At 51.9% G+C, this 25,976-nt stretch carries 21 protein-coding genes and 2 pseudogenes; 9 read left to right on the top strand and 14 right to left on the bottom strand.

The features are described from left to right. Both HMPREF3107_RS01850 and HMPREF3107_RS01845 read right to left on the bottom strand, forming a co-directional pair. Window positions 1-1,774, bottom strand: a 1,774-nt coding sequence (locus HMPREF3107_RS01850; protein WP_070452733.1) for a ferrous iron transporter B, incomplete at its 3' end; no start/stop codon positions are given. A 276-nt stretch (window positions 1,775-2,050) separates the two neighbouring features. After that, window positions 2,051-2,317 (bottom strand): FeoA family protein, encoded by a 267-nt coding sequence (locus HMPREF3107_RS01845; protein WP_070452730.1) that lies wholly within the window; start codon window positions 2,315-2,317, stop codon window positions 2,051-2,053. Window positions 2,318-2,634: 317 nt separating this feature from the next. Between HMPREF3107_RS01845 and HMPREF3107_RS01840 the strand changes: the two genes are divergently transcribed. After that, the gene (locus HMPREF3107_RS01840) at window positions 2,635-3,261 is read left to right on the top strand and encodes an NAD(P)H-hydrate epimerase (protein WP_070452727.1); all 627 of its coding nucleotides are present in this window, start codon (window positions 2,635-2,637) and stop codon (window positions 3,259-3,261) included. Between the two features lie 71 nt (window positions 3,262-3,332). Here HMPREF3107_RS01840 and HMPREF3107_RS11265 read toward each other — a convergent pair whose 3' ends face one another. From HMPREF3107_RS11265 to HMPREF3107_RS01825, 6 genes and pseudogenes are all read right to left on the bottom strand, one after another. Beyond that, on the bottom strand, window positions 3,333-3,431 hold the full coding sequence (locus HMPREF3107_RS11265) for a hypothetical protein (RefSeq protein ID WP_083284584.1): 99 nt from the start codon (window positions 3,429-3,431) through the stop codon (window positions 3,333-3,335). 301 nt (window positions 3,432-3,732) lie between these two features. Then, window positions 3,733-4,560, bottom strand: coding sequence for an S-formylglutathione hydrolase (fghA, locus tag HMPREF3107_RS01835; RefSeq protein ID WP_070452724.1), 828 nt, complete (start codon window positions 4,558-4,560; stop codon window positions 3,733-3,735). Between the two features lie 8 nt (window positions 4,561-4,568). Beyond that, entirely contained in the window at window positions 4,569-5,678 is a 1,110-nt protein-coding gene (locus HMPREF3107_RS01830; protein WP_210391362.1) for an S-(hydroxymethyl)glutathione dehydrogenase/class III alcohol dehydrogenase, read from the bottom strand. 121 nt (window positions 5,679-5,799) lie between these two features. Then, a pseudogene (locus HMPREF3107_RS11260) lies at window positions 5,800-6,060 on the bottom strand (CRISPR-associated endonuclease Cas3''); the annotation flags it as partial. A 110-nt stretch (window positions 6,061-6,170) separates the two neighbouring features. After that, window positions 6,171-6,536, bottom strand: a pseudogene (locus HMPREF3107_RS12480) (hypothetical protein). Continuing rightward, complete coding sequence (locus tag HMPREF3107_RS01825; RefSeq protein WP_070452718.1) at window positions 6,533-7,858, bottom strand: replication-associated recombination protein A; 1,326 nt, start codon at window positions 7,856-7,858, stop codon at window positions 6,533-6,535. The pseudogene HMPREF3107_RS12480 and the gene HMPREF3107_RS01825 overlap by 4 nt, the downstream one beginning before the upstream one ends. A gap of 154 nt (window positions 7,859-8,012) precedes the next feature. Here HMPREF3107_RS01825 and HMPREF3107_RS01820 point away from each other — a divergent pair, with 154 nt between their 5' ends. Genes HMPREF3107_RS01820 through HMPREF3107_RS01810 form a run of 3 tightly spaced genes read left to right on the top strand, consistent with a single transcriptional unit; the run spans window position 8,013 to window position 10,709 of the window. Then, the gene (locus HMPREF3107_RS01820) at window positions 8,013-8,426 is read left to right on the top strand and encodes a hypothetical protein (RefSeq protein ID WP_070452714.1); all 414 of its coding nucleotides are present in this window, start codon (window positions 8,013-8,015) and stop codon (window positions 8,424-8,426) included. 53 nt (window positions 8,427-8,479) lie between these two features. Continuing rightward, window positions 8,480-9,889: a threonine synthase gene (gene thrC / locus HMPREF3107_RS01815; protein WP_070452711.1), complete on the top strand. Its 1,410-nt coding sequence runs from the start codon at window positions 8,480-8,482 to the stop codon at window positions 9,887-9,889. 1 nt (window position 9,890) lies between these two features. Beyond that, a complete protein-coding gene (locus HMPREF3107_RS01810; RefSeq protein ID WP_070452708.1) occupies window positions 9,891-10,709 on the top strand; it encodes a BUD32 family EKC/KEOPS complex subunit in 819 nt (272 codons plus the stop codon). 126 nt (window positions 10,710-10,835) lie between these two features. Here HMPREF3107_RS01810 and HMPREF3107_RS01805 read toward each other — a convergent pair whose 3' ends face one another. Both HMPREF3107_RS01805 and HMPREF3107_RS01800 read right to left on the bottom strand, forming a co-directional pair. Continuing rightward, on the bottom strand, window positions 10,836-11,510 hold the full coding sequence (locus tag HMPREF3107_RS01805) for a DUF3108 domain-containing protein (RefSeq protein ID WP_114910501.1): 675 nt from the start codon (window positions 11,508-11,510) through the stop codon (window positions 10,836-10,838). A gap of 96 nt (window positions 11,511-11,606) precedes the next feature. Next, entirely contained in the window at window positions 11,607-13,097 is a 1,491-nt protein-coding gene (locus tag HMPREF3107_RS01800; protein WP_070452702.1) for an FAD-linked oxidase C-terminal domain-containing protein, read from the bottom strand. 237 nt (window positions 13,098-13,334) lie between these two features. Here HMPREF3107_RS01800 and lepA point away from each other — a divergent pair, with 237 nt between their 5' ends. The 5 genes from lepA (at window position 13,335) to HMPREF3107_RS01775 (ending at window position 20,670) form a co-directional block, all read left to right on the top strand. Further along, window positions 13,335-15,128, top strand: coding sequence for a translation elongation factor 4 (gene lepA / locus HMPREF3107_RS01795; protein WP_070452699.1), 1,794 nt, complete (start codon window positions 13,335-13,337; stop codon window positions 15,126-15,128). Next, window positions 15,129-16,184, top strand: coding sequence for a signal peptidase I (lepB, locus tag HMPREF3107_RS01790; RefSeq protein ID WP_070452695.1), 1,056 nt, complete (start codon window positions 15,129-15,131; stop codon window positions 16,182-16,184). Window positions 16,185-16,333: 149 nt separating this feature from the next. Continuing rightward, window positions 16,334-17,380 (top strand): ADP-glyceromanno-heptose 6-epimerase, encoded by a 1,047-nt coding sequence (gene rfaD / locus HMPREF3107_RS01785; RefSeq protein ID WP_070452692.1) that lies wholly within the window; start codon window positions 16,334-16,336, stop codon window positions 17,378-17,380. 153 nt (window positions 17,381-17,533) lie between these two features. Then, window positions 17,534-18,283, top strand: a complete 750-nt coding sequence (gene rlmB / locus HMPREF3107_RS01780) for a 23S rRNA (guanosine(2251)-2'-O)-methyltransferase RlmB (RefSeq protein ID WP_070452737.1) — start codon at window positions 17,534-17,536, stop codon at window positions 18,281-18,283. Between the two features lie 206 nt (window positions 18,284-18,489). Next, window positions 18,490-20,670, top strand: a complete 2,181-nt coding sequence (locus HMPREF3107_RS01775) for a malate synthase G (RefSeq protein WP_070452689.1) — start codon at window positions 18,490-18,492, stop codon at window positions 20,668-20,670. 348 nt (window positions 20,671-21,018) lie between these two features. On the opposite strand, the gene HMPREF3107_RS01770 is transcribed toward HMPREF3107_RS01775, so the two are convergent. The 4 genes from HMPREF3107_RS01770 to HMPREF3107_RS01750 form a co-directional block, all read right to left on the bottom strand. Further along, a complete protein-coding gene (locus HMPREF3107_RS01770) occupies window positions 21,019-22,212 on the bottom strand; it encodes an amino acid aminotransferase (RefSeq protein WP_070452686.1) in 1,194 nt (397 codons plus the stop codon). Window positions 22,213-22,569: 357 nt separating this feature from the next. Next, the gene (hisB, locus tag HMPREF3107_RS01760; protein ID WP_070452678.1) at window positions 22,570-23,472 is read right to left on the bottom strand and encodes an imidazoleglycerol-phosphate dehydratase HisB; all 903 of its coding nucleotides are present in this window, start codon (window positions 23,470-23,472) and stop codon (window positions 22,570-22,572) included. A 5-nt stretch (window positions 23,473-23,477) separates the two neighbouring features. After that, window positions 23,478-24,551 (bottom strand): histidinol-phosphate transaminase, encoded by a 1,074-nt coding sequence (hisC, locus tag HMPREF3107_RS01755; protein ID WP_070452675.1) that lies wholly within the window; start codon window positions 24,549-24,551, stop codon window positions 23,478-23,480. A gap of 233 nt (window positions 24,552-24,784) precedes the next feature. Further along, window positions 24,785-25,474: a hypothetical protein gene (locus tag HMPREF3107_RS01750; protein ID WP_070452671.1), complete on the bottom strand. Its 690-nt coding sequence runs from the start codon at window positions 25,472-25,474 to the stop codon at window positions 24,785-24,787. Window positions 25,475-25,976: the final 502 nt, after the last annotated feature.

The following is a 25,976-nucleotide window of genomic DNA, read 5'->3' as shown; positions in this document are numbered from 1 at the left end:
GGATTTTGGGGAATTTTGCAAAGGTCTCAGCCAATGTCGCGGCGCACATGGGGGCGTACACATACCAAGCCAGGAAGGCGAAGGCGGTCGGCAGGCCCCAGTTGTTGTGTATGATCGGAATCAGCGCGTTTTGTACGGCGTCTTCAGACGACGCGCTGACGGCATAGACCGTACCCAGCGCGGCAACGACGACTTCACGCGCGGCGATGCCCGGAATCATGGCGATACACATTTCCCAAGTGAAGCCCAGCGGGGCGAACAGCGGCTGGATGGCGTGGCCGATGGTGCCGGCGAGGCTGTAATCGATTGCCGCGCCTGTCGCGCCTGCGGGCGGTTGCGGCCAGCTTACCAAGCCCCACAGGATCACGGTCAGCGCGAAAATAATCGTACCGGCGCGTTTCAGGAAGGCTTTTACCCTGTCCCACAGGCTGGTCATGATGTGTTTGAAGTTGGGCGTACGGAAGGTCGGCAGCTCCATCAGAAGCGGGAATTGTTGCACGTTGCCTTTCATTCGCGCCAAGCGTTTCATGATATACGCTGCCAGCGCGGCAGACAGGATGCCTGCGAGATAGAGGACGAACAGCGTCAGCCCTTGCAGGTTGAAAATCCCGCCTACTGTACGGTTAGGAATGACGGCGGCGATAATCAGCGCGTACACGGGCAGCCGCGCGGAGCAGGTCAGCAGCGGGGCGACGGCGATGGTGACGAGGCGCTCGCGCGGGTCGTGGATGGTGCGCGCCGACATCACGGCGGGAACGGCGCAGGCGAAACTCGACAGAAGCGGGATGAACGAGCGTCCGGACAGGCCGCTTTTCGCCATCACGTTATCCAGCAGGAACGCCGCGCGCGGCAGGTAGCCGGAGTCTTCCAAAAGCAGGATGAAGGCGAACAGAATCGTAATCTGCAGCAGGAACACCAACACGCTGCCCATACCGGCAAGTACGCCTTTGACGATCAAGTCGTTGAGGATGCCAGGCTCCATGTTCGCGCCGACCCATTCGCCCAGCGCGGTAAAGCCGCCTTCGATGGCGTCCATAATCGGCGCCGCCCAAGTGTAAACCGCTTGGAACACCATAAACAGGATGATCAGCAGCATAATCATGCCCCAGACGGGGTGCAGCACGATGTCGTCGAGTTTTTTGTGCCATGCGGGCAGCGTCATCTGCGTGCGCACTACTTGTGCCAAAATCGATTCGACTTCTTGATAAAGTTTGTCGCTATCCAGCGCATCGAGCGTGCGTTCGGCAGAAGCGGGGCTGGCGGGGAAAGAGCGTTTGCGCGGCAGCTTGGCCACGGCTTCGCGCACTGCCTGTACGCCCGACGCGCTCACTGCAACTGTTTCCAAAACAGGTGCATCCAACAACTCGCTCAGTTTGGCCGCATCGATATTCAAGCCCCTTCTGCGGGCGACGTCGCTCATGTTCAGCGACACCACCATAGGCAGTCCCAGCGTTTTCAATTCCAAAATCATGCGCAGGGTCATACGCAGGTTGGTCGCGTCGGCAACGGCAATAATGGCATCGGGTGGAATGCCCATCTTGCCCACCATTACATCTTTCGCCACCGCTTCGTCGGGGCTGGTCGTGCGCAGGCTGTATGTGCCCGGTAGGTCGATAATGCGGACGGCCTCGTCGTCGAGGAAGGCACCCTCGCGCTTATCGACCGTTACGCCCGGATAATTGGCAACCTTGGCATGTGAGCCGGTCAAACCGTTGAACAAAACGGTTTTGCCGCAGTTTGGCGCGCCAATCAAGGCAAAATAGCTTAATTCCATGAATTGGACTCTCCTTTTTTGATTGTTTGCTATAGTGGATTAAATTTAAACCAGTACGGCGTTGCCTCGCCTTGCCGTACTATTTGTACTGTCTGCAGCTTCGTCGCCTTGTCCTGATTTAAATTTAATCCACTATAAGTTTGAAGTCGGATTTGGGGAAAAGGCTTTGAAATTGTGTTTTCAGACGGCCTGAGGCCGTCTGAAAAGGATGGGGCAATCAAATTGATTTTACCCTTGCCGCATTTTCGGAGTACGAAGCATGCCTGTGTACGGCAGTCAGCCGTCAATCACATGGCACATAATCTTTCCCGCTTCTTCCTGCCGCAACGAGAATTGCGACTGGTTGCCCAGCCGCACGGCAAACGGTCCGCGTCCGAATCCGCCGACGGCAATCACCTGCAACGGCATTCCGCTTGAAAAGCCCAAGTCGGCAAGGCGGCGCGTAACCAGCGGGTCGAGTTCGCCGAAAGTCGGATTGGCAACAATAGAATCAATGTGCGCGACCGCGCCTTTACTGAGTTTTGATAAAGGTATGGTAGACATAGGGGGTTTACTTTCGGTGTCGATTAAAAAAACAAACGGCCTGGAAAGACGAATCCGACGCGAGGAAGGATAAGGATATATCCCGCCGCCCGCTCCCGCAAAAGAGATAATTTTAATTATTTGCTGCTTTATTTAGCTATGATAATAAATCTTATTAATAAAAAAATCAAATTCAAGAGCTGCCAAAACCCTGATTTCAGACGGCTTCTTGCGGTAAATCAAAAAAAGGAATGATTCGTCTGAAAAGCAGGTACGCACTATTGATGGGATTTCCGTTTTGATGTTTCATAAAACAGTGGAGACAAAAAGAGCAAATGATGAAAATCTACACCGCCGCAGAAATGCGCGAACACGAACAAATGGCAGTCGACAAAGGCACGACTTTCGAGCAACTGATGGAAAACGCGGGACGAGCCGCAGCCGCCGACCTGCTGCGAAGGCGGCCCCGGGCCGGGCGGGTGCTGATTGTGTGCGGCAAAGGCAACAACGGCGGTGACGGCCTGGTGATGGCGAGGATACTGCAGGCGCACGGCTGGCGGGCGGACATCCTGTTTGCCGCCGGAGAAAAACTATCCGAACTGGCGGAATTAAACCGCAGCAGGCTGCAAGGTTTGGACAGCATAGGCTTGATTGCCGCCGAAGACTTGGTAGGACGTCTGAAAACGGGTTACGACGTGATTATCGAAGGCATCTTCGGCACAGGCTTCTGCGGCAGGCTGCCCGCCGGCATTGCTGCAATCTGCCGTCTGCTGAATCAATCGGACGGCCTGAAAGTCGCGCTAGACATCCCGACCGGGCTGAACTGCGACACGGGAGAAGCGGATGCGGATACCTTCCGTGCCGATTTAACCTACACCTTCGCCGCCTACAAACCGGCGCACTTGAGCGGAAACGGTAAAACATTCTGCGGCGAAATCGTCTGTTTGGACATCGGCATCGATTAAAGCCGGGAATATGTCGGAGGCCGTCTGAAGATTGTTTTTCAGACGGCCTTTACTTTTCGAGCTCTCTTCATTTAACTGCAACCGCCGTATTTGCCGCAGCCGCTACTGCAATCGCGTTTTTTCGGTTTGAATACGAATTTCCGCAAGAGGAAGAATACGCAGGTGAGCATAATCACGCCGACGATAATAGTGGGAAACGGTCGATGTGTTTGGCGATCATGGCTTGTGCGGTTTGCTGGAAGAAGGTGCTCATGAGAAATTCCCTAAATATCTTGGTGGTAATTTAGGGGATTTTGGGGGAATTTTGCAAAGGTCTCCTCCTTATGCTGATTCTAGAAGGTAACCCATTTTAATAGCACTTTTTTATCATTTATGAAAAAAAAGGCATCAATACGATGCCTTTTTAATTCATTAACATGAAAATTAACGTTTACTTCAATGTTTAATCGATTCACGAATCACATCTTTGGCTTACTTCAAAAATGCCGCATGATACGCAATATGCTCACCAATAAAACTGGCGATGAAGTAATAGCTATGATCGTAGCCTTTATGGAAGCGCACATCGATCGGCTGGTTTACCGTACGACAGGTTTCAATAAAATCTTCGGTACGCAATTGTGTTGGCAAAAACTCATCTTCTAAGCCCTGATCAATGCGCATACCTTGCACTTTATAGCCTTGTTGAATGAGTGAGCTGGCATCATATTGCTGCCATTTTTCGCGATCTTTTCCTAAATAAGCAGAAAAGGCTTTCTCTCCCCAAGGCACGAGACTTGGCGACAAAATAGGCGAAAAGGCAGAAACACTTTGATAACGTTCTTGGTTTCGCAATGCCAATACCAATGCACCGTGTCCGCCCATTGAATGTCCCATGATGGAACATTTGCCGTTGGTAGGAAAATTTTCCTCAATCAGACCAGGCAACTCGTTCAAAATATAATCATACATTTGATAATTCGTCGCCCAAGGCTGCTCGGTCGCATTCAGATAAAAGCCAGCACCTTGCCCTAAATCGTAAGCAGCATCGTTCGGCACTTGCTCTCCACGAGGGCTGGTATCGGGGGCAACCACAATCACTTGATGTTCAGCCGCATAACGCTGAAAGCCTGATTTGGTAATAAAATTTTGTTCAGTACAAGTCAAGCCGGAAAGCCAATAAATCACACCAAGCGGTCGATTCTTCTGATTATCCGGCAAATAGACGGCAAATTTCATTTCGCATTTCAGCGTTTGGACATGATGTGCCCAAACTTGTTGCGAACCGCCGAAAATTTGATGTTGTTCAATTAGTTTCATCTCGAGCCTTAGTAATGAATAACAGCGCGGATCGATTTACCTTCGTGCATTAACTCAAAGGCTTCATTGATTTGATCGAGTGTCAGTGTGTGGGTTACAAACGGTTCTAACTCGATATCGCCTTTCATTGAATCTTCCACCATTTTAGGAAGTTCGGAGCGACCTTTCACGCCACCAAATGCCGAGCCTTTCCAAACACGACCTGTTACTAACTGGAACGGACGAGTTGAAATTTCTTGTCCTACACCTGCTACGCCGATGATAATGGATTGTCCCCAACCACGGTGTGCACTTTCTAATGCCTGACGCATTACGTTTACGTTGCCGATACATTCAAAGGTGTGGTCAATACCCCATTTATTGATGTCTAACAACACATCTTTGATCGGTTTATCGTAATCGTTCGGGTTCAAACAATCAGTTGCACCGAAATGTTTTGCCAACTCGAATTTTGCGGGATTGGTATCAATGACGATAATACGACCCGCTTTGGCTTGACGCGCACCTTGCACCACAGCCAAACCAATCGCCCCCAAGCCAAACACGGCAACAGAGTCGCCTTCTTGCACTTTTGCCGTATTATGTACCGCGCCAATACCTGTGGTAACGCCGCAGCCGAGCAAACATACTTGTTCGTGGTTGGCTTCGGGGTTGATTTTCGCCAGTGAAACTTCCGCAACAACAGAGTATTCACTGAAAGTCGAACAGCCCATATAGTGATAGATCGGCTGACCTTGATAAGAAAAACGCGTCGTGCCGTCCGGCATTAAGCCTTTACCTTGCGTCTCACGTACCGCAACGCATAAGTTGGTTTTACCTGAACGGCAAAACTCACATTCGCCACATTCAGCGGTGTAAAGAGGAATGACGTGATCACCCGGTTTTACACTTACCACACCTTCGCCCACAGCAACGATCACACCCGCACCTTCGTGCCCAAGCACCGCAGGGAATACGCCTTCAGGATCGCTCCCTGATAATGTAAATGCATCAGTATGGCACACCCCCGTGTGGGTATTGCGGATTAACACTTCGCCTTTGCGGGGCATTTCTACATCGATTTCCACAATTTGTAAGGGTTGATTTGGGGCGAATGCTACCGCTGCACGAGATTTGATGGTTGAATTGGTTTGTTTGATTTCCATTATTTTTGCCTTTTAATTCATTAATAAAGTTATCTAGCCTAAGTAAGATAACAACAGCTTATACTTTGACCTCCACTCTAAAGCAAGCGTTTTTTGCAATTTTCGCTCCGACGGTAGCATGATCAACTGAAGGGCCGCCATGCAATCGGCGGTTAAAGGCTTCTGAATATTTCCCTAAATCATGCAACTTTCCCGTCTGGCAGGCAATTTCCTGCGCACCAAATATCCGAGCAAATTCCGCCTCCATTTCCCCAACATTTATCGAATGGCTTTGTAAGGTTTGCCAATATTCGTAAGGTAAGAGTTTACCGAGTTCGTCTTGCGCGGAATGGGCGTAGTAAGTTAAGGATTTCATATTGAAATTCTAAAAAATCAAATTAGTATAGATGTAATGATATTAAATTTATATGTAAATGAAAAAATGATGTCGAAACTTTTTCAGACGGCATTGTTATTTATTAACTTTTATAGCTTGCTTCTCATATCCTCCTCCGCTTTCACTAAAGCCTCAGAAAGCAAAGGATCAAAAGAGGAATGGCCTGCTTGGACGATTTCTCAATTCTGCTTTAGGGAAGGCTTGCGACCGTTCCCACGCGCTTCGCATTGGGGTGCATAGGTCATAGCGGCCTTGGACGATGATGGCGAAGATATGACGGATTTTTTCAGTATCGGCAACCAAATCCCATGTGGTGTTGTCTTCAATACAGGCATAGGGTTTGGAACGTCCGCAACTGCGCTGGTCGATGATGACAATGCGGAAATGCCCTGAATTGAAAAGCCTCAACAGGCCGGTAACGAGCTTGCCTCGGGACCGCGATGCCGGAAAATCACGGGATGGACATTAGAATTGCCTGCAACGCCTCTTCATCCAGCGATTTTAACCATTCCAGCTTTTCGCCGATTTTGATTTCCAGCCCGCGCGGGACGGGTTGGTAGAAGTCTGGTTCGTCCAAGCCGTCGGGCATATAGCTTTCGCCGGCGGCGTAGGCGTTTGGTTCGTCGTGGGCGTAGCGGTATTCGCGTCCGTAGCCCAATTCTTTCATCAATTTCGTCGGGGCGTTGCGCAGGTGGACGGGTACTTCGTCGCTGGCGTTTTCTTTGACGAAGCGACGCATTTGGTTGTATGCCTTGTAGCCCGCGTTGGATTTGGCGGCGGCGGCAAGGTACAGCACGGCTTGCGCCAGCGCGAGTTCGCCTTCGGGCGAGCCTAAGCGTTCGAAGGTGGCGGCGGCATCGTTGGCAATCTGGAAGGCGCGCGGGTCGGCAAGCCCGATGTCCTCCCACGCCATGCGCACGATGCGGCGGGCGAGGTAGCGCGGGTCGGTGCCGCCGTCGAGCATACGGCAGAACCAATACAGCGCGGCGTTCGGATGCGAACCGCGCACGGATTTGTGCAGGGCGGAAATTTGGTTGTAGAAACTCTCGCCACCTTTGTCGAAACGGCGGATTTGCGCGCCCAAACTGTCGGCAAGAAATTCGGCAGTTAAGGTTTTCAGACGGCGTGTGTCGGCGGCGCGTAAAAGTTGTTCCAATAAATTCAACAATCTGCGCGCATCGCCGTCGGCGGTATTGACGAGCAGCTCTTGCGCATCGGCTTCAATCGTGAAATCTCGGTATTCGGGCAAGGCCAAGACTTTGGCAATCAGTTTCTGGAGGTCGTCTGAAGACAAAGATTGCAAAACATACACCTGCGCGCGGCTCAACAGCGCGGGATTGACTTCGAACGACGGATTTTCCGTAGTCGCGCCGATAAAGGTCAGCAAACCGCTTTCGACATGGGGCAAAAACGCGTCCTGCTGCGCCTTGTTGAAGCGGTGGACTTCATCGACAAACAAAATCGTCGTGCGTCCCTGTTGCAAAGCGATTTCGGCTTTATCGATTGCCTCGCGTATGTCTTTCACGCCGGAGAATACGGCGGAAACAGGCAAAAACTGGGCGTTGAAACTCTGCGCCAAAATCCGCGCCAACGTCGTCTTGCCCACGCCCGGCGGCCCCCACAGCAACATAGAATGCAGCTTCCCGCCTTCCACTGCCACGCGCAGCGGTTTGCCTTCGCCGATTAAATGCTGCTGCCCGATAACGTCATCAAGCGTATGCGGGCGCAGGCGTTCGGCAAGCGGCGCATCAGGTTGGCGGGTGAAGAGGTCGGACATGGCGGTTTCCGTGTAAGAGGGTTTTCAGACGGCCTCATTATACCGCTGCCCGCAATCGGTGGCACGGCGGCGGCTTTCGGGTACAATACAGACTTTTGCCCTGCCGGATAACGGCGATTTTTCGAATTCGACAAATACAAATAAAGGAAACAATATGAAGAAATTGTTGGCAATGATAACGACAGCCGCCCTGCTCGGAGGCTGCGCGGGCGACGGCAATATGGGCCTTTTGGGCGGCGGCTTCGGCAATAGCGGCGGCGGTTTCGGCGGCGGCAACCAAAATATGGCCGGCATCGGCAGCTCGGTACTAAAAACCGTTATCGACGGACAATGCCGCACCGAGCTGAACAACCGCAACGAATGGCGCATGATTGCACTGAGCATGAGCGCGGAACGCCAACGCCAGTGGGAAGACAGAATCTGCAGCTGCGTGAGCGAAGACGCGCTGAACCAGGTCAGCGTGGCCGACCTGACTTCCATGCTGGACACCAACAGCCGCAATCAGGCCGTGGCGAAAATCACCGCCCGCACGGTAACATCCTGCGTGAAACGTATTTACAGACCCTAAACCTTTTCAGACGGCCTTTTGAGGCCATCTGAAAACATGATTCGGAGAAAAAAGTGAAATACATCAGCACACGCGGCGCAACCGACCGCAAAACCTTCGGCGAAGTCCTGCTTATGGGGCTGGCACCCGACGGCGGCCTGATGCTGCCGGAACATTATCCGCAAATCGACCGTGCGACCTTAGACAAATGGCGCGGTTTGGCCTATGCCGATTTGGCGTTTGAAATCATGCGCCTGTTTGCCACCGACATCCCCGAAGGCGACTTACGCGCCATCATCAACCGCACCTACACCGCCGAAGCCTTCGGCAATGCGGAAATCACCCCCGTGCGCACGCTTTCAGACGGCCTGAAAATCCAAGCCCTGTCCAACGGCCCCACACTGGCCTTCAAAGACATGGCCATGCAGTTTTTGGGCAACGCCTTCGAATATGTTTTGAAACGCGAAGGGCAAACCCTGAACATCGTCGGCGCCACCAGCGGCGACACCGGTTCGGCCGCCGAATATGCCCTGCGCGGCAAGGAAGGCATCCATGTGTTCATGATGTCGCCTGAAGGCAAAATGAGCGCGTTCCAACGCGCGCAGATGTACAGCCTGCAAGACGAAAACATCCACAACATCGCCGTGGACGGCATGTTTGACGACTGCCAGGACATTGTAAAAGCCATTCAAAACGATGCCGCCTTCAAAGAGAAATACCGTATCGGCACGGTTAACAGCATCAACTGGGGACGCGTGATGGCGCAGGTGGTTTACTACTTCGCCGGCTATTTCAAAGCAACGGAGAGCAATGATGAAACCGTCAGCTTCTGCGTGCCCAGCGGCAACTTCGGCAACGTCTGCGCCGGACACATCGCCAAACAAATGGGCCTGCCTATCCGCCGCCTGATGGTCGCCACCAACGAAAACGACGTATTGGACGAGTTTTTCAAAACCGGTTCCTACCGTCCGCGCACCGCCGCGCACACCCACGTTACCTCCAGCCCGTCGATGGACATTTCCAAAGCATCCAACTTCGAACGCTTCATTTTCGACCTGACCGGCCGGGATGCGGCGGAAATCGAAACGCTGTGGGCGGAAGTCGGCGCGGGCAAAGGCTTCAACCTCGCCTTCGCGCTGGACAAAATCCGCAATGAATACGGCTTCGTTTCCGGCAAAAGCCTGCACCGCGACCGCCTCGCCGTCATCAAACAGGTTTACGAGCAGGACGGCGAACTCATCGACCCGCATACCGCCGACGGTGTGAAAGTCGCCCGCGAATTGCGCGAGGCAGGCGAAACCGTCGTTTGCCTGGAAACCGCGCTGGCGGCAAAATTTGCCGATACCATCCGCGAAGCGGTCGGCGATGTGGACATCCCGCGTCCGGCCAAACTGCAGGGTTTGGAAGATTTGCCGCAGAAGGTGCAGAACGTACCGAATCAGGCCGAAGCGGTAAAAGAAATCATCCGCAACGTGTTAAATTAAGATGCAGATAAATAAAAAAGATACGGACACCAACCATACCAATGCCCCAAACTTTGCCGTCGAACTTACCCGGCTCGCCGCTCAGCAAAGTAACAATATCGCGCGCTATACACTTTCAGACGGCAGGACCGTTTGGATACGTAAAGCTAAACCGCATAATCCTGCCTGGCGTTACGCACTACTGGGTATGATTACCAAACCGCTCCATTTAAGAGTACTGAAGCCTGTACCAAACTTAGGTGGAGAAAAAGCGATTGCAGTTGAATCAACCCGCCTACGTACGCTTTATAAGGCCGGTATCCGCGTACCAGAATTACTGGCCGTACAGAGCAACGCCCTGATGATGGGTAATTTGACCGGTATCGCACTTGACGTCCGCATCGAACAAGAAGCCGGAGAGGGGCATTTGGACGCATGGGAAGCAGGATTGTCGGCAATCGAAGACGTGCATCGGCGCGGGCAATTCCTAAGTCAGGCTTTCGCCCGCAACTGCATGATAGACAGCGATAAAATCTCTTTCCTCGATTTTGAGGACGACCCGTCCGAAGTATTGACCTTGGAGGAATGCCAAAGCCGGGATTGGTTATGCTATCTGCATTCGACTTCGTTATTGTTAAAAAAATACGGTTTGCTGAAACAGGCGTCGGTTTTATGGCATGACAAACTGTTGGAACAACCGGAAACAGTGCAAAAACTGGTATTGCAAACTGTGCGGCCAATACGCTGGATACATTGCATAAGTCATTCGTATTGGGGGCGGGATGCACTGAGGCTGGCTGCACTAACCACCTTATTTATATTGGCCGATAGTTATTTTTGAACGGTATCCCCAATATAGAAAATAAATGCTGTATTGATTTCCTATTTGTCATTCCAGATAAGGCCATCTGAAAAATCCTACAAACGCATTTTTCAGACGGCCTTTTTATCTCAGGACAACACAGCTTCAAGGTTTAATCGTTTGGCCGTTGATTTTCAGGCCGGTCAGTTTCAAATCGTAGGTTTTGCCGTTGTCGGTGTAGGTGATTTTGGCCGGAATGTTGCCGAACGCGGGCGCGAAGGAATAGTTCACGATGTCGTCGCCGCGTTTGACTCGGTAGTTGTCGATGGTGGTTTTGCCGCCGTTGAACGCATATTGCGCCGAACCGGTTTTCACCAGCCCGCTGACATTATAGACGCGCTTGCCGTTGGTGATTTTCAGGCCGGCGGGGAGTTTGCCGTCGGTGGCGGCCAGCTGCCACGACAGGGCGAACAGGTCGAGGATTTGTCCGGCGGCGTTTTCGGTTTGCAATTCGCCGCTTTTGCCGTAGGTGATTTTGCCGCCGCCGAATTTGGCTTCGGCATAGGTTTTGCCTTTGCGGATGTCTTTGTAATAGCTTGGGTGCAGGCTGTTGCCGTGGATGGTGCCGCCGCTTTCGAAGCGGAAGTTGTACATCGGCACTTTGATGACGGAAACGATGCGGTAGCTGTTGCCGCTGCGGCTAAATGTCATGGTTGCCGGAATGCCGTAAGAGCCGCTGTATTGCAATTCCGCGCTTTGCGGCAGTTCGGCTGCCGAGGCAGGTAGTGCGGCGGTTAGAAGTGCCAGCGCGGCGGGCAATAGGGAAATGGGTTTCATCATGGGTCCTCTCAGTGCTTACCCTGCTTCAGGGTGTGGAAAGATTGCTTTTTCAGACGGCCTCTCCAGCATAAGGCAGGCCGTCTGAAAAACGGATGTTTAAAAATATTCCAAATCGGGAAACTTGGCGGCAATGCTGCCGCCGTCGAATGTGCGGGCGTATTCGGCGCAGCGCGTTTTCAGCGGCAGTTTTTTATCGCGGTTGAGCAGCATTTCAGGGTCGAACGCGGCTTTGATGCCCCAAAAGGCGGCGCGTTCCCCTTCGCCGAATTGGGCACACATGCCGTCGATTTTTTCCAGCCCTACCCCGTGTTCCCCTGTAATCGTGCCGCCGAGCTGCACGCAGCGGCGCAGGATTTCCGCACCGAAGGCCTCGGCGCGCGGCCATTCGCCCGCCTGATTGTCGAACAGGATGAGCGGGTGCATATTGCCGTCTCCCGCATGGAAAACGTTGATGCACTGCAGGCGGTATTTCTTCGACAGCCCGTCGGTAAAATCCAGCATTTCGCCGATTTTCCGCCTCGGGATGGTGCCGTCCATGCAATAAGAATCGGGCGCAAGGCGGGCGGCGGCAGGGAAGACGGATTTGCGGCCCGCCCAAATGGCGGTACGTTCGATTTCGTTGCGCGACACTTTCAGGCCGGTCGCGCCGGCGCGGTTCAGGATGTGCCGTATTTTACCGATTTCCGCTTCAACCTCTTCGGCCATGCCGTCCGATTCGCACAGCAGCAATGCTTCGGCTTCGCGGTCAAAACCGGCATGCAGGTAGTCGTCCACGGCGCGGGTGGACGCGCCGTCCATCATTTCCAGCCCGGCTGGAATGATGCCTTCGGCAATAATATCGGCCACCGCTCGCCCTGCTTTGCCCATATCGGCAAACGAAGCTTGGATGACTTGCGCGGTTTGCGGCTTGGGCAGAAGTTTCAATACGACTTCGGTGACGGCGGCAAACATGCCTTCGCTGCCGATAAACAGCGGCAGCAAATCCAAGCCCGGCGCGTCATACGCTTCGCCACCCAGTTCGATGATGCTGCCGTCCATCAATACGGCGCGGATTTTCAACACATTGTGGGTGGTCAGGCCGTATTTCAAACAGTGCAGGCCGCCGGCATTTTGCGCGATGTTGCCGCCTATGGTGCAGGCAAGCTGGCTGGACGGGTCGGGGGCGTAGAAAAGGCCGTACGGCGCGGCGGCATCGGAAACGGCCTGGTTGCGCACGCCGGGCTCTACCGTGGCGGTACGCGCCTGCGGATCGATTTTCAAAATGCGGTTAAACCGCGCCATCGCCAGCAAAAGCCCGTCGGGCGTGGCCGTGCCGCTGCCGGTCAAACCCGTGCCCGCACCGCGTACAGTAACGGGTATCCCCAACTTCGAACAGGTTTGCAGAACGGCCTGCACCTGCGCTTCGGTTTCCGGCAGGGCGACGGCCAGCGGCGGGCGGGTGAAAACGGTCAGCGCGTCGCATTCGTAGGCTTTCAGTTCGTTTTCCGCCGTCAGCAGGGTCAGGCCGCCCAGCGCGCCGCGCAGGATTTCCTGCAACATGGCGCGTTGTTCGACATTGAGGACGGTTTGCGGGGCGGGTTCCTGCATGGCGGTCTGCGTTCGGGAAAAACAAGCGGGCAGTATAGTCCATTGGCGGATGCTTGCAAAACCGCATCCGGGCTTTGCCGACCCGCCGTTATTTTTCAGACGGCCCCAATTAGCCGAAACGGGCTTTTTCGGCTAAAATGCGCGGCTATTTGCCTTTTCTATTTTCAAAGGCCGTCTGAAAAAACCGATTTGTTTGGAAACCTGTTTTCAGACGGCCTGCAACCCATAGCGAACCAAATGAAAAATATCCGCAATTTCTCCATCATCGCCCACATCGACCACGGCAAATCCACCCTCGCCGACCGCTTCATCCAATTCTGCGGCGGCTTGGAAAACCGCGAAATGAGTTCGCAGGTTTTGGACAGCATGGACATCGAAAAAGAGCGCGGCATCACGATTAAGGCGCAAACCGCCGCGCTGAACTACAAAGCCAAAAACGGCGAAACCTACCTGCTGAACCTGATTGACACCCCGGGACACGTCGATTTTTCCTACGAAGTGTCGCGCAGTCTGTCCGCCTGCGAAGGCGCGCTGTTGGTGGTGGACGCATCGCAGGGCGTGGAAGCGCAAACCGTGGCCAACTGCTACACGGCGATTGATTTGGGCGTGGAAGTCGTGCCCGTGCTGAACAAAATCGACCTGCCCGCCGCCGACCCCGACCGCGTGGCGCAGGAAATCGAAGACATCATCGGCATCGACGCGGTGGGCGCGGTCACGTGTTCCGCCAAATCCGGCTTGGGCGTGGAAGACGTGCTGGAAGAAATCGTGGCCAAAATCCCCGCCCCCGAAGGCGATGAAGACGCGCCGCTGCAAGCCGTGATTATCGACTCGTGGTTCGACAACTATGTCGGCGTGGTGATGCTCATCCGCGTGAAAAACGGCCGTCTGAAACTGAAAGACAAAGTACGCTTCATGTCCACCAAGGCCGAAAGCCAAGTGGAACAGCTTGGCGTGTTTACCCCGAAATCGGTAAACAAACAAGAGCTTAAAGCAGGCGAAGTGGGCTTTTTGATTACCGGCGTGAAAGAGCTGGGACAGGCCAAAGTGGGCGACACGGTAACGCTGGTGCAAAACCCCGCTTCCGAGCCGCTGCCCGGCTTCAAAGAAGTGCAAAGCCAAGTGTTCGCCGGCCTGTATCCCGTGGAAAGCCACGATTACGAAGCCCTGCGCGACGCGCTGGAAAAGCTGCAACTTAACGACGCTTCGCTGAAATTCGAGCCGGAAGTCTCCCAAGCATTGGGCTTCGGCTTCCGCTGCGGCTTCTTGGGCTTGCTACACTTGGAAATCGTGCAGGAACGCTTGGAACGCGAATTCGACATGGATTTGATTACCACCGCGCCGACTGTCGTTTACGAAGTGATTTTGAAAAGCGGCGAAAAAATCGACATGGAAAACCCGTCCAAACTGCCCGACATCGCCACCATAGACACAATTATGGAGCCGATTATCACCGCCACCATCCTCGTACCGCAGGATTATGTCGGCAACGTGATGACGCTGTGCAACCAAAAACGCGGTGTGCAGCGCAACATGCAATACATGGGGCGGCAGGTGATGCTGACCTACGATTTGCCGATGAACGAAGTGGTGATGGACTTTTTCGACAAACTCAAATCCACCTCGCGCGGCTACGCTTCTTTGGACTATGAATTTAAAGAGTTTATGCCGTCCGACCTCGTGAAACTGGACATTATGGTGAACGGCGACAAAGTGGACGCGCTGAGCCTGATTGTGCACCGCCAAACCTCCGTGCAGCGCGGCCGCGAACTGGCGGCGAAAATGCGCGAACTCATCCCGCGCCAAATGTTCGACATTGCCGTGCAGGCTGCCATCGGCGGGCAAATCATCGCCCGCGAAAACGTGAAGGCGCTGCGTAAAAACGTATTGGCGAAATGTTACGGCGGCGATATTACGCGTAAGAAAAAACTGCTGGAAAAACAAAAAGCCGGTAAAAAACGCATGAAACAAGTGGGCAATGTGGAAATTCCGCAGAGCGCGTTTCTGGCGATTTTGCAGGTGGGGGACAAATAAATGAATATCTATCTAATCGGCGCACTACTGGCCTTAATCGTCGGCATCGGCCTGTTTGCAATCAGCAGCAAAGAGCGGGGCGAAAACGGCGAATGGAGCGACGGCCTGCAATGGGGTTATCTCTTGACCATGATCGGCATATTCGGCCTGCTGGCGTTCAAGATGAGCTTTACCGCTGTATTGCTGGTGTTTGTCGTATTTACCGGCGCGATTTGGCTGTGGCGCAAGCTGTCTTTCAAACCCGGGCAGACAACCACGGTGGATGAAAAAGGACAAAAGGTATTGCGCGGCACCTTGGATGACGAAAATCATTTCCGCGATTATATGTCCGGCTTTTTTCCGATTATCCTGACCGTATTCATACTGCGTACCTTCATTGCCGAACCGTTCCAGATTCCGTCCAGCTCCATGCGCCCGGGTCTGGTGAAAGGCGACTTTATCTTAGTCAACAAGTTTGCCTACGGCATCCGCATGCCGATTCTGAATAATGTGTTAATCGATACCGGCACCATTCAGCGCGGCGACGTGGTGGTCTTCAATTATCCCTTGGAGCCGGAAACCAATTACATCAAACGTGCAGTCGGGATTCCCGGCGACGTGGTGGAATACAAAAACAAGGTATTGACCGTGAACGGCCAGCCCGTACCGCAAACGGCAGCGGGCAACTACGAATACCCTGAAGACGAAAATCCCGCCCTAACGCATTCGTCCGAACGCTTTCAGACGGCCTTAAACGGTAAAAACTTCGACATCCTGCTGGATGAAGGCCAGCCGTCGTTCAATCCCGAAGGATTGCTGCGTTACTTCAACGTACTGATGCCGGAGAAAAATTATCAAAGCAGCGGATTGAAAGAGTTTTGCCAATATACCGAAGACGGCAGTGCCTTTACCTGCAAAGTGCCCGAAGGCCGCTATTTCATGATGGGCGACAACCGCGACAACAGCGCGGATTCCCGCTACTGGGGTTTTGTCGATGACAAACTTATTGTCGGCAAAGCGTTTTTCATCTGGATGAACTTGGGCGACTTCGGCCGCATCGGCAACAGCGTGAACTAAAACCGAACCGCCCTCCCGAACAGAGGCCGTCTGAAATCCTTCTTTCATCCCGAATAAGGATTTCAGACGGCCTTTTTAGCGGATATTTCGGCCTGCCTGCCTTTGGTTTACAATAACCACCTTTCAGACGGCCTGTATAAGGAAACAACATGACCATCATCGTAACCGGTGCCGCCGGCTTTATCGGCAGCAACATCGTCAAAGGATTGAACGCGCGCGGCATCAGCGACATCGTGGCGGTGGATAACCTGAGCAACGGCCAGAAATTCAAAAATCTGGCCGACTGCGACATCGCGCATTATCTCGACAAACACGAATTCATCCGCCAAGTGCGCGAACATCTCTTTCCGTTTGACGACATTGAAGCCGTATTCCACGAAGGCGCGTGTTCCGACACCATGAACCACGACGGCAAATACATGATGGACAACAACTACCAGTACACGCTCGACCTCTTGGACTGGTGTCAGGACGAACGCATCCCCTTCCTCTACGCCTCCAGCGCGGCCGTTTACGGCAAAGGCGAAACCTTCCGCGAAGAGCGGGAATTGGAAGAACCGCTGAACGTCTACGGCTATTCCAAATTCCTGTTCGACCAAATCGTCCGCCGCCGCATCGAAGAAGGGCTGACCGCGCAGGTGGCCGGTTTCCGCTATTTCAACGTATACGGCATGCGCGAACAGCACAAAGGACGCATGGCTTCCGTAGCCTTCCACCACTTCAACCAATACCGCGAGCAAGGCTATGTCAACCTGTTCGGCGGTTACGACGGCTATCCCGAAGGCGGCCAAAGCCGTGATTTCGTCAGCGTGGAAGACGTCGTGAAAGTGAACCTGTTCTTCCTCGACAACCCCGAAAAATCGGGCATTTTCAACCTTGGCACAGGCCGCAGCCAGCCCTTCAACGACTTGGCCGCCGCCACCGTCAATGCCTGCCGCGCCGCCGAAGGCAAAGACCGCCTGCCGCTGGAATCGCTGGTCAAACACGGCCTAATCCGCTACACCGAGTTTCCCGACGCGCTCAAAGGCAAATACCAAAGCTTCACCCAAGCCGACATCACCCGCCTGCGCGACGCGGGCTATGAAGAAGAATTCCTCACTGTGGAACAAGGCGTGGACCGTTATGTGGATTGGCTGTTCGAACACCATGCCCCGCTGCAAAGTTGCCCAAAAAGCAAGAAACAGTCTGGCTTTTAGCATTTGAAACAAGAGATGATGGAAACCGTTTATCCATAACCTATCCATGCAAACGGCAAAAAGGCCGTCTGAAACCCCGTTTTGGCTTTTCAGACGGCCTTCCCCATTGCGGCAGCCTGCTATAATCCCGCCTTTCAAACCGAAAGACCCAGCATGGCCAACCAACGCTTAATCTACGGCTTCCACGCCGTCAACGCCCGCCTGTGGCAAAACCCGAAATCGATTACCGAACTCTACGTCCAAGAAGGCAAAAACGATGCCCGCACGCGCGACGTGTTGGAAAAAGCGGCAAACGAAAACGTGCGCGTACACTTCGCCGACGCCGACCGCCTCAACGCCATCAGCAAAGGCGCACGGCATCAGGGTGTGGTCGGGTTTATCGACGCTTCCAAAAACCACGTCCACCTTGAAGACGTATTGGAAAACCTGAGCGAACCGCCATTGCTGCTGATACTTGACGGCATCACCGACCCGCACAACCTCGGTGCGTGCCTGCGTACCGCCGACGCAATGGGCGTACACGCCGTCATCGCGCCGAAAGACAAAAGCGCGGGGCTGAACGCCACCGTCAGCAAAGTTGCCTGCGGCGCGGCGGAAACCGTCCCCTACATCACCGTAACCAATCTCGCCCGCACCCTGCGCGAGCTGAAAGAATACGGCATCTGGATCATCGGCACCGACATGGGCGGCGACGCCGACCTCTATCATTGCGACCTGCCCGACAGCGCGGCATGGGTAATGGGCAACGAAGGCGAAGGCATGCGCCGCCTGACGCGCGAGCATTGCGACATGCTGGTGTCGATACCCATGTTCGGCACGGTCGAAAGCATGAACGTCTCCGTCAGCGCAGGCATGGTGTTGAGCGAAACGCGCCGTCAGCGGGTGTTGAAAGCCGAAAGATAAAAGATTAAACCAAGCGAAAGGCCGTCTGAAAATCAACTTTCAGACGGCCTTCGGCGTTTCAAATGTAAGAAAACAAAATCCGGCACCAAAATCGATTGTAATTAAATAATTTTCAGACGGCCTACTTTTATCCATTGAAAAATAGTGTTAAGGTTGCATGGCGTCATCGCGATGTTTCATAAGAACAATATTTTGGAGAATTTATCATGGCATACAACTATATCCCCGCAGCCGGCCTGCAGATCGACAACCACCTCTACCGTTTCATCACCGAGCAAGTCCTCCCGTCCCGCCCCGACATACAGGCCGAGGCATTTTGGCAGGGCTTTGCGGAACTCTTGGCAGAATTCGCGCCGCGTAACCGCGCCCTCTTGGAGAAACGCGATGCCATCCAACAACAAATCGACGACTGGCACAAACAAAACGGAGCCGCAACCGATGCCGCCGCCTACCGCGCCTTCCTGAAAGAAATCGGCTATCTGGCCGACGAACCCGCGCCGTTTAAAATCGGCACGCAAAACGTCGACCGGGAAGTGGCCGAGCAGGCAGGCCCCCAACTGGTCGTCCCCATCAACAACGCCCGCTACGCCCTCAATGCCGCCAATGCCCGCTGGGGCAGCCTGTACGACGCACTGTACGGCACGGATGCCATCGACCAAAGCGGCGATTTGGCCGCAGGCAAAGCCTACAATCCGAAACGCGGCGACGCCGTCATCACCTTCGCCCGCAACTTCCTCGACCAAAGCATCCCGCTGGCGCAAGGCAGCCACCGCGACGTATCCGCCTACCGCGTAGAAGGAGGCCGTCTGAAAGCCAAGCTGAAAGACGGCGGCGAAAGCAGCCTGCAAACGCCCGAACTCTTCATCGGCTACAACGGCGATGCAGAAGCACCCTCCTCGCTCCTCTTTCTGCACAACGGCCTGCACATCGACATCCTCATCGACAAAAACAGCCCGATAGGCAGCCAAGACCCTGCCGGCATAAAAGACATCATCCTTGAAGCCGCCCTTTCCACCATCATGGACTGCGAAGACTCCGTGGCCGCCGTAGACGGAGAGGACAAAGCACTGGTATACGCCAACTGGCTCGGCCTGATGAACGGCACACTGACCGAAGAAGTGGAAAAAGGCGGCAAAACCTTCACCCGCAAACTGAATGCAGACCGCGGATACACCAAACCCGACGGCAGCGGCAGCTTCACCCTGCCCGGCCGCTCGCTGCTCTTCATCCGCAACGTCGGCCACCTGATGACCACCCCCGCCGTATTGGATGCCGAAGGCAAGGAAATCCCCGAAGGCATCCTGGATGGCGTGATGACCGCCCTCATCGCCCCGCTCGACCTGAACCGCAGCGAAAACAAAAACAGCCGCAGCGGCAGCGTTTACATCGTCAAACCCAAAATGCACGGCCCGGAAGAAGTCCGCTTTGCCGACGAACTGTTTGCCGCCATCGAAAAACTGGCCAAACTGCCGTCGAAAACCCTGAAAATGGGCATCATGGACGAAGAACGCCGCACCTCGGCCAACCTCGCCGCCTGCATCCAAGCGGCTTCCGACCGCGTCGTCTTCATCAATACCGGCTTCCTTGACCGCACCGGCGACGAAATGCACACCTCCATGCAGGCGGGCGCGATGATACGAAAAGGCGACATGAAAGCCAGCAAATGGATTGCCGCCTACGAAGCCGGCAACGTCCAAACCGGCCTGCAATGCGGCCTGCCCGGCAAAGCCCAAATCGGCAAAGGCATGTGGGCGATGCCTGATTTGATGGCGGAAATGCTGAAACAGAAAATCGGCCATCCGAAATCCGGCGCCACCACCGCATGGGTACCCTCGCCTACCGCAGCCACCCTGCACGCCATGCACTATCATCAAATCAACGTATTCGACGTACAGCGCGAACTGGCCGCCCGCCCTGCCGCCGATTATCTGGACGACCTGCTCACCATCCCCACAGCCGCCGACACCAACTGGACGGAAGCGGAAAAACAGCAGGAGTTAGACAACAACTGCCAAGGCATCTTGGGCTACGTCGTCCGATGGGTGGAACAAGGCGTGGGTTGCTCGAAAGTGCCCGACATCCACAACGTCGGCCTGATGGAAGACCGCGCCACACTGCGGATTTCCAGCCAGCACATCGCCAACTGGCTGCTGCACGGAATTGTCAGTGCCGAACAGGTCCGCACCACTTTGGAGCGTATGGCTGCCGTGGTGGACAAGCAGAACGAAGGCGATCCGGCCTACACGCCCATGGTTGGCCGCTTCGATACCTCCCCCGCCTTCCTCGCTGCCTGCGACCTGATTTTCAAAGGCACCAAGCAGCCCAACGGCTACACCGAACCGCTGCTGCACCACTGGCGGCGCGTAGCGAAAGCTGCGGCGGAATAATCGTTTAGCAGCCTTTCCATGATTAAGAGGCCGTCTGAAAACATTTTTTCAGACGGCCTCTTAATTATCCGCAGTTACAACACTCTCAAAATGCTTTCAAACAAATAGTCAATATTGTCGGTTAATGCCCGCAACGTTGATGCAGCCGGAACGCACGGCATAAATGGCAAATTCGCTTTTCAGGCGGCCTCTTGTCCAAGGTATCAAGCCGCAGAAGGAAAACATGCCTTTTGCTTCACGATAAAGTCGAAATCCTGCCGTGTGCCTTGTTCTTTCAGCAAATTAACAAGCCAATCAATAAGAGGCCGTCTGAAAATGTTTTCAGACGGCCTCTTAAATTATCCGTAATTACAGCACTTTCACAATGCTTTCACACAGATAGTCAATATTGTCGGCGGTAATGCCCGCAACGTTAATGCGGCCGGAACGCACGGCATAAATGGCAAACTCGTCTTTCAGACGGTCCACCTGTTCGGGCGTCAGGCCGGAGAAGGAGAACATCCCGTTTTGCTTCACGATAAAGTCGAAATCCTGTTGCGCGCCTTTTTCTTTCAGCAAATCGACAAATTTCTGCCGCATTTCCTTAATCCGCGCACGCATTTCGTCCAGTTCCGCCACCCATTGCGCTTTCAATTCGGCATCCTGCAGCACCATGGCCACCGTATTGCCGCCGTGCGATGCCGGATTGGAATACAGCGTGCGGATGATGGTTTTGACTTGACTGAAGGCGCGGTTGGCCGTATCCGCATCGGCGGCCACCACGGTAAACGCACCCACGCGCTCGTTGTACATGCCGAAGTTTTTAGAATAAGAGCTGGCCACCAGCAATTCTTTATTCAGCTTGGCAAAAGCGCGCAAGCCGTAAGCATCCTCTTCCAAACCGTGTGCAAAGCCCTGATAGGCGAAGTCGAACAGCGGCAGCCAGCCTTTTTCCGCCGACATTTTCGCCAGTGTTTCCCATTGTTCGGGAGTCGGGTCGATGCCGGTCGGATTGTGGCAGCAGCCGTGCAGCAGCACCACGTCGCCGGCTTCGGCTTGGGACAAATCGGCAATCAGGTCGTCCCAATCCAAGCCGTGCGATGCTTTGTCGTAATAACGGTAATCGCGGATATTGATGCCGACGGCTTTGAAAATGGCATTGTGGTTCGGCCAGGTCGGAGCGGAAATCCACACGTTTTTCGCACCGGTCTGACGTTTGACAAACTCGGCGGCGATACGCAGCGCGCCCGTACCGCCCAAGCTCTGCGCGGTTTTGGCGCGCTTGGACGCGATGATTTCGCTGCCTGCACCAAACAGCAGTTTTTGCGTTTCGGCGTTATAGGCGGCCACACCGTCGATGGTCAGATAGTTTTTGCTGTTTTCATTGGCCAACAGGCGGGTTTCGGCTTCCTTCACCGCTTTCGGAATCGGGGTATTGCCTTTAGCGTCTTTGTAAACACCGATGCCCAAGTTCACCTTATTGCTGCGGGTTTCGGCTTTGAATGCTTCGCCCAAACCCAAAATCGGGTCGGCAGGCGCAGCTTCGATTTTATCGAAAAACATGACACGTCCTTTCTGTTTTGACTGGTTGGATAACCAAACGGTTATACTGCTAAGTTGTGTTAAAGGCAAGCTGTTTATATGCCGAAACAGCCTATTTCCGCGCAATTTTATTCATACAATAAAAATAAAGGCCGCACACCCTGTTTCATACATTTTTCAGACGGCCTTCCGACATTTGAAGGCCGTCTGAAAAACATGTGGGACAGTATGGATTTGGTCATTATACTGCCCTCAAATAATACAAATAATAAGATGTAAACCGAGTATGGCTTCTTTGAAATCGAATAAATTATCCTTTAATATGAAAAAACCACTTATCCGTATGGTTATAGGAATAAGTGGTTTTGGATTCTACTGTCAGTTAGATTCAGATAGTAAACCCTTAGTTGACGGAATTTTTCCTGTCATGCGCTCATCAAATTCCACCGCCATGCGTAGTGCGCGCCCAAATGCCTTGAATACCGTCTCAGCCTGATGGTGTGCATTGGTACCGCTTAAATTATCAATATGCAACGTTATCATCGCGTGATTGACGACACCATGAAAGAATTCTTCAAATAAATCAACATCGAATTTACCTATCCAAGCACGGCTGAATGCTAAGTTATACACCAAGCCGGGACGGCCGGATAAATCCAATACCACGCGGCTCAAAGCCTCGTCTAGCGGCACATAAGAGTGACCGTAGCGGCGTACTCCCATTTTATCGCCCAAAGCCTGTTTCAGTGCTTGGCCGAAAACGATGCCGATATCTTCTACGGTATGATGATCATCGATATGGAGATCGCCTTTGCAAGTAACGTCCAAATCAATCATTCCATGACGGGCGATTTGGTCAAGCATATGCTCTAGAAACGGCACACCCGTATCAAATCGTCCTTGCCCGCTACCATCTAAGTTGATAGTAATGGTAATTTGTGTTTCTTTAGTGTTGCGGGTCACGCTTACTATTCGATCGCTGTTATTGGTTGCCAGGCTATGTGTAGAATCTACCGTTTGTGTGTTGCCAGAAGCAGGTTGTGTTTCATCACGATGACGCTTATCCATCCAGCCCTTTGGTTTTTTCATGCCTTGCTCTAGTTTGGTTGCCAAAACGCTGGAAATACCGCGCCCGCCTTCCTCATTTTTTTCCAACCGCACACGCAACTGATGTAAAGACGCAGGATTGGTATAACCGCAGGCGCGGGATAGCTTGGATACATTCCCCGCTTCTTTAATCAGGCGAAAGAAATTTTCAGTACGAATTGCTTTTTTGTCCATATATTTTATTTGTTAAATAGATGTTGAAAAACTGTTAGAACCTGTTGGTTCTGCTCAAAAGTGCCCACCGTCAAACGCAGGCATTGGTCTAACAAAGGATGTGAACCATGTAAGTTTTTGATCAGGATGTTACTGTCTTTTAATGCCTTAAAAACCAGCTCTGCATCAGGTACCTGAATCGTTATGAAATTTGCTTCACTAGCAAACACTTTTACTTCGGGCAGCAGTGATAAAGCTTCAGACAAACGGCTTCTTTCCCGTTTCAGAGTATTGATTTGTTCCTCAACCCATCCATAATGACGCAGGGCAAACTTAGCTGCGGTTAGACTTAACTGATTCATATTGTAAGGAGGAACAATTTTAGTCAACTCATTCATCAGGATTGGATGACCGCATGCGTAGCCCAATCTCAATCCGGCAAAGCCGATTTTGCTTAGTGTGCGCATCACAATCAGCTTTTCTCTTCTGCCCGCATAAGGCAAAAAACTATCATGAGCAAATGAGCCATACGCCTCATCTATTACAATGACTCCAGGTGCAGCATCAATTATCGCCTGCACATCCTCATGCCTAAAATGGACACCGGTAGGATTATTCGGATAAGCAATAAAAATCAATGCAGGTTGATGAGTTTCAATTGCAGATAAAATTGCAGGCAAATTCAGGGTAAAGTCATCATTAAGCGGAACACCAATATATTCCAATCCGAATAATGCTGCATTATGCCGATACATCACAAAACTTGGATCTACAGACAGCATTTTGGCATTCGGCTTTGCCAGCAACATCGTGATTAGTTGGATTAGTTCGTCCGAACCGTTGCCCAAAACAATTTGTGCCTGTTTGGGAATTTGAAATGTTTCCTTTAATAATTGCTGCAACCCGCTTGTGGCCGGATTGGGATAGCGGTTAATTTCCGCTACTGCCAGCGCGCAAGCTAACTCTTTTTGCATATCTTCCGGAAATCGGCAGGGCAATTCCATTGCATCCAACTTAATGCAGGAATCAGGTATATCTGCTACCGTGTAAGCTGACATTTCCTGTATTTCATCTCGAATTAAAGTGGACATTGAAGTCATTATTCTATTCCCATTATATAAAGGAAGCCGTCTGAAAAAGAATATATCTAAGCTATACTGATTTGTAGTGTATCACAAAAGTATTATGGGCTGTGCCAGTTATCTAGCGCAGCCCATAATACTTGATATGGCTTTTTATAAAATTAATCTAACATGTTTATTTCGTTATATAATCATTAAAAACAAAATATGTTAAAAATTGAAATATTAACTTTAAAAATAACTAAATATATTTACTTAACAATAATTTGGGCCAAAAAATAGCCCAGCGAAGTAAAAATAATTACAAATAAAACAATCAATGCAAGGGAGATAATTACCCTCTTATTATAAAATACAGACTGCCAACTGTTCAAAATACCCAGCTCTTTCAACAATTCGGTTTCTAATTCATTGCGAATTTGTTTACGTATTCTTTTTTCCTCCGCTTGACGCTCACGTAACATACGATAAGCCAGTTCATGCTGTTTTCGGTGTTCGAAAGCTATTCGCTCCTGCCATTCAATACGCTTTCGATAAATATAGGCTTCAGTCGCAGTCCGCAAATGTAATTGACATGTCGGACATTGTGTCGTATTAGGATCTTCAAAAATGGTAAAGCACACGGGACACTGGGGAACAGGAGAAGAAGCATTATCAACGTGATCGTTGTTATCTCCATCGGGCATTAATTCCAATGAAACACGGATAATGACATCCAATCCCAAATAACCAAAGTAATGTTGGGCATTCAGCCGCTCTTCATTAGTGCATCGCTCGACCACCAGAGCTTGTCTATTTTCCTCCAATGCCAAAATAACTTCTTCAGCCTCTTCTGAGGATAAATTTTGTTTGATATTTTCATTTACTTGGTCTTGGTCAATGCCTGGGGGATAGGAGATATAGACATCAAAATATTGTTGTAATGGTTGCTGATTTTTCATTAGCGCATCCGAATTAAAATGAACTCTTTGATACTCAAAGAGTCACACAATAGATGGTCACATTATAGATTATTTGAATGCATTGCGTTTTAAAATTTACCCAAAGGTACGAAAAGAAGATTTGTGGTAAAGTTACATTACTATATCCAAGAAAATAATATTAAAAAGATCAAGTATTAAACACAATCAAAATTCTAATATGGCATTCTCCGCAAAAACATTCATACACGGCAACTTTCTTTAATCACGATAAATTTAATGCTTAAGGAATTACTTATATTTTTGGTAATAACTGGTTTTACGGAAGCATGGTTTATTGATAACTTCCACTGAAATAATAATAGCATATTATTTCTTCAATACATTGAAATTTAATTAAATTTAATTACCAGGCAATATAAAGTTTATCGCCAACAGTCATATTTTAGACCTGTCGGCGATATTGCTGTTCGCTGTTAAAATTTACCTTTAGAGACCTTTGCAAAATTCCTTTTCCTCAGCA

It is taken from the genome of Neisseria sp. HMSC31F04, assembly GCF_001807735.1.
GTDB lineage: Bacteria > Pseudomonadota > Gammaproteobacteria > Burkholderiales > Neisseriaceae > Neisseria > Neisseria elongata.
Note: the sequence above shows the minus strand (reverse complement) of the source record. Positions and strands in the feature narration are given on the sequence as shown.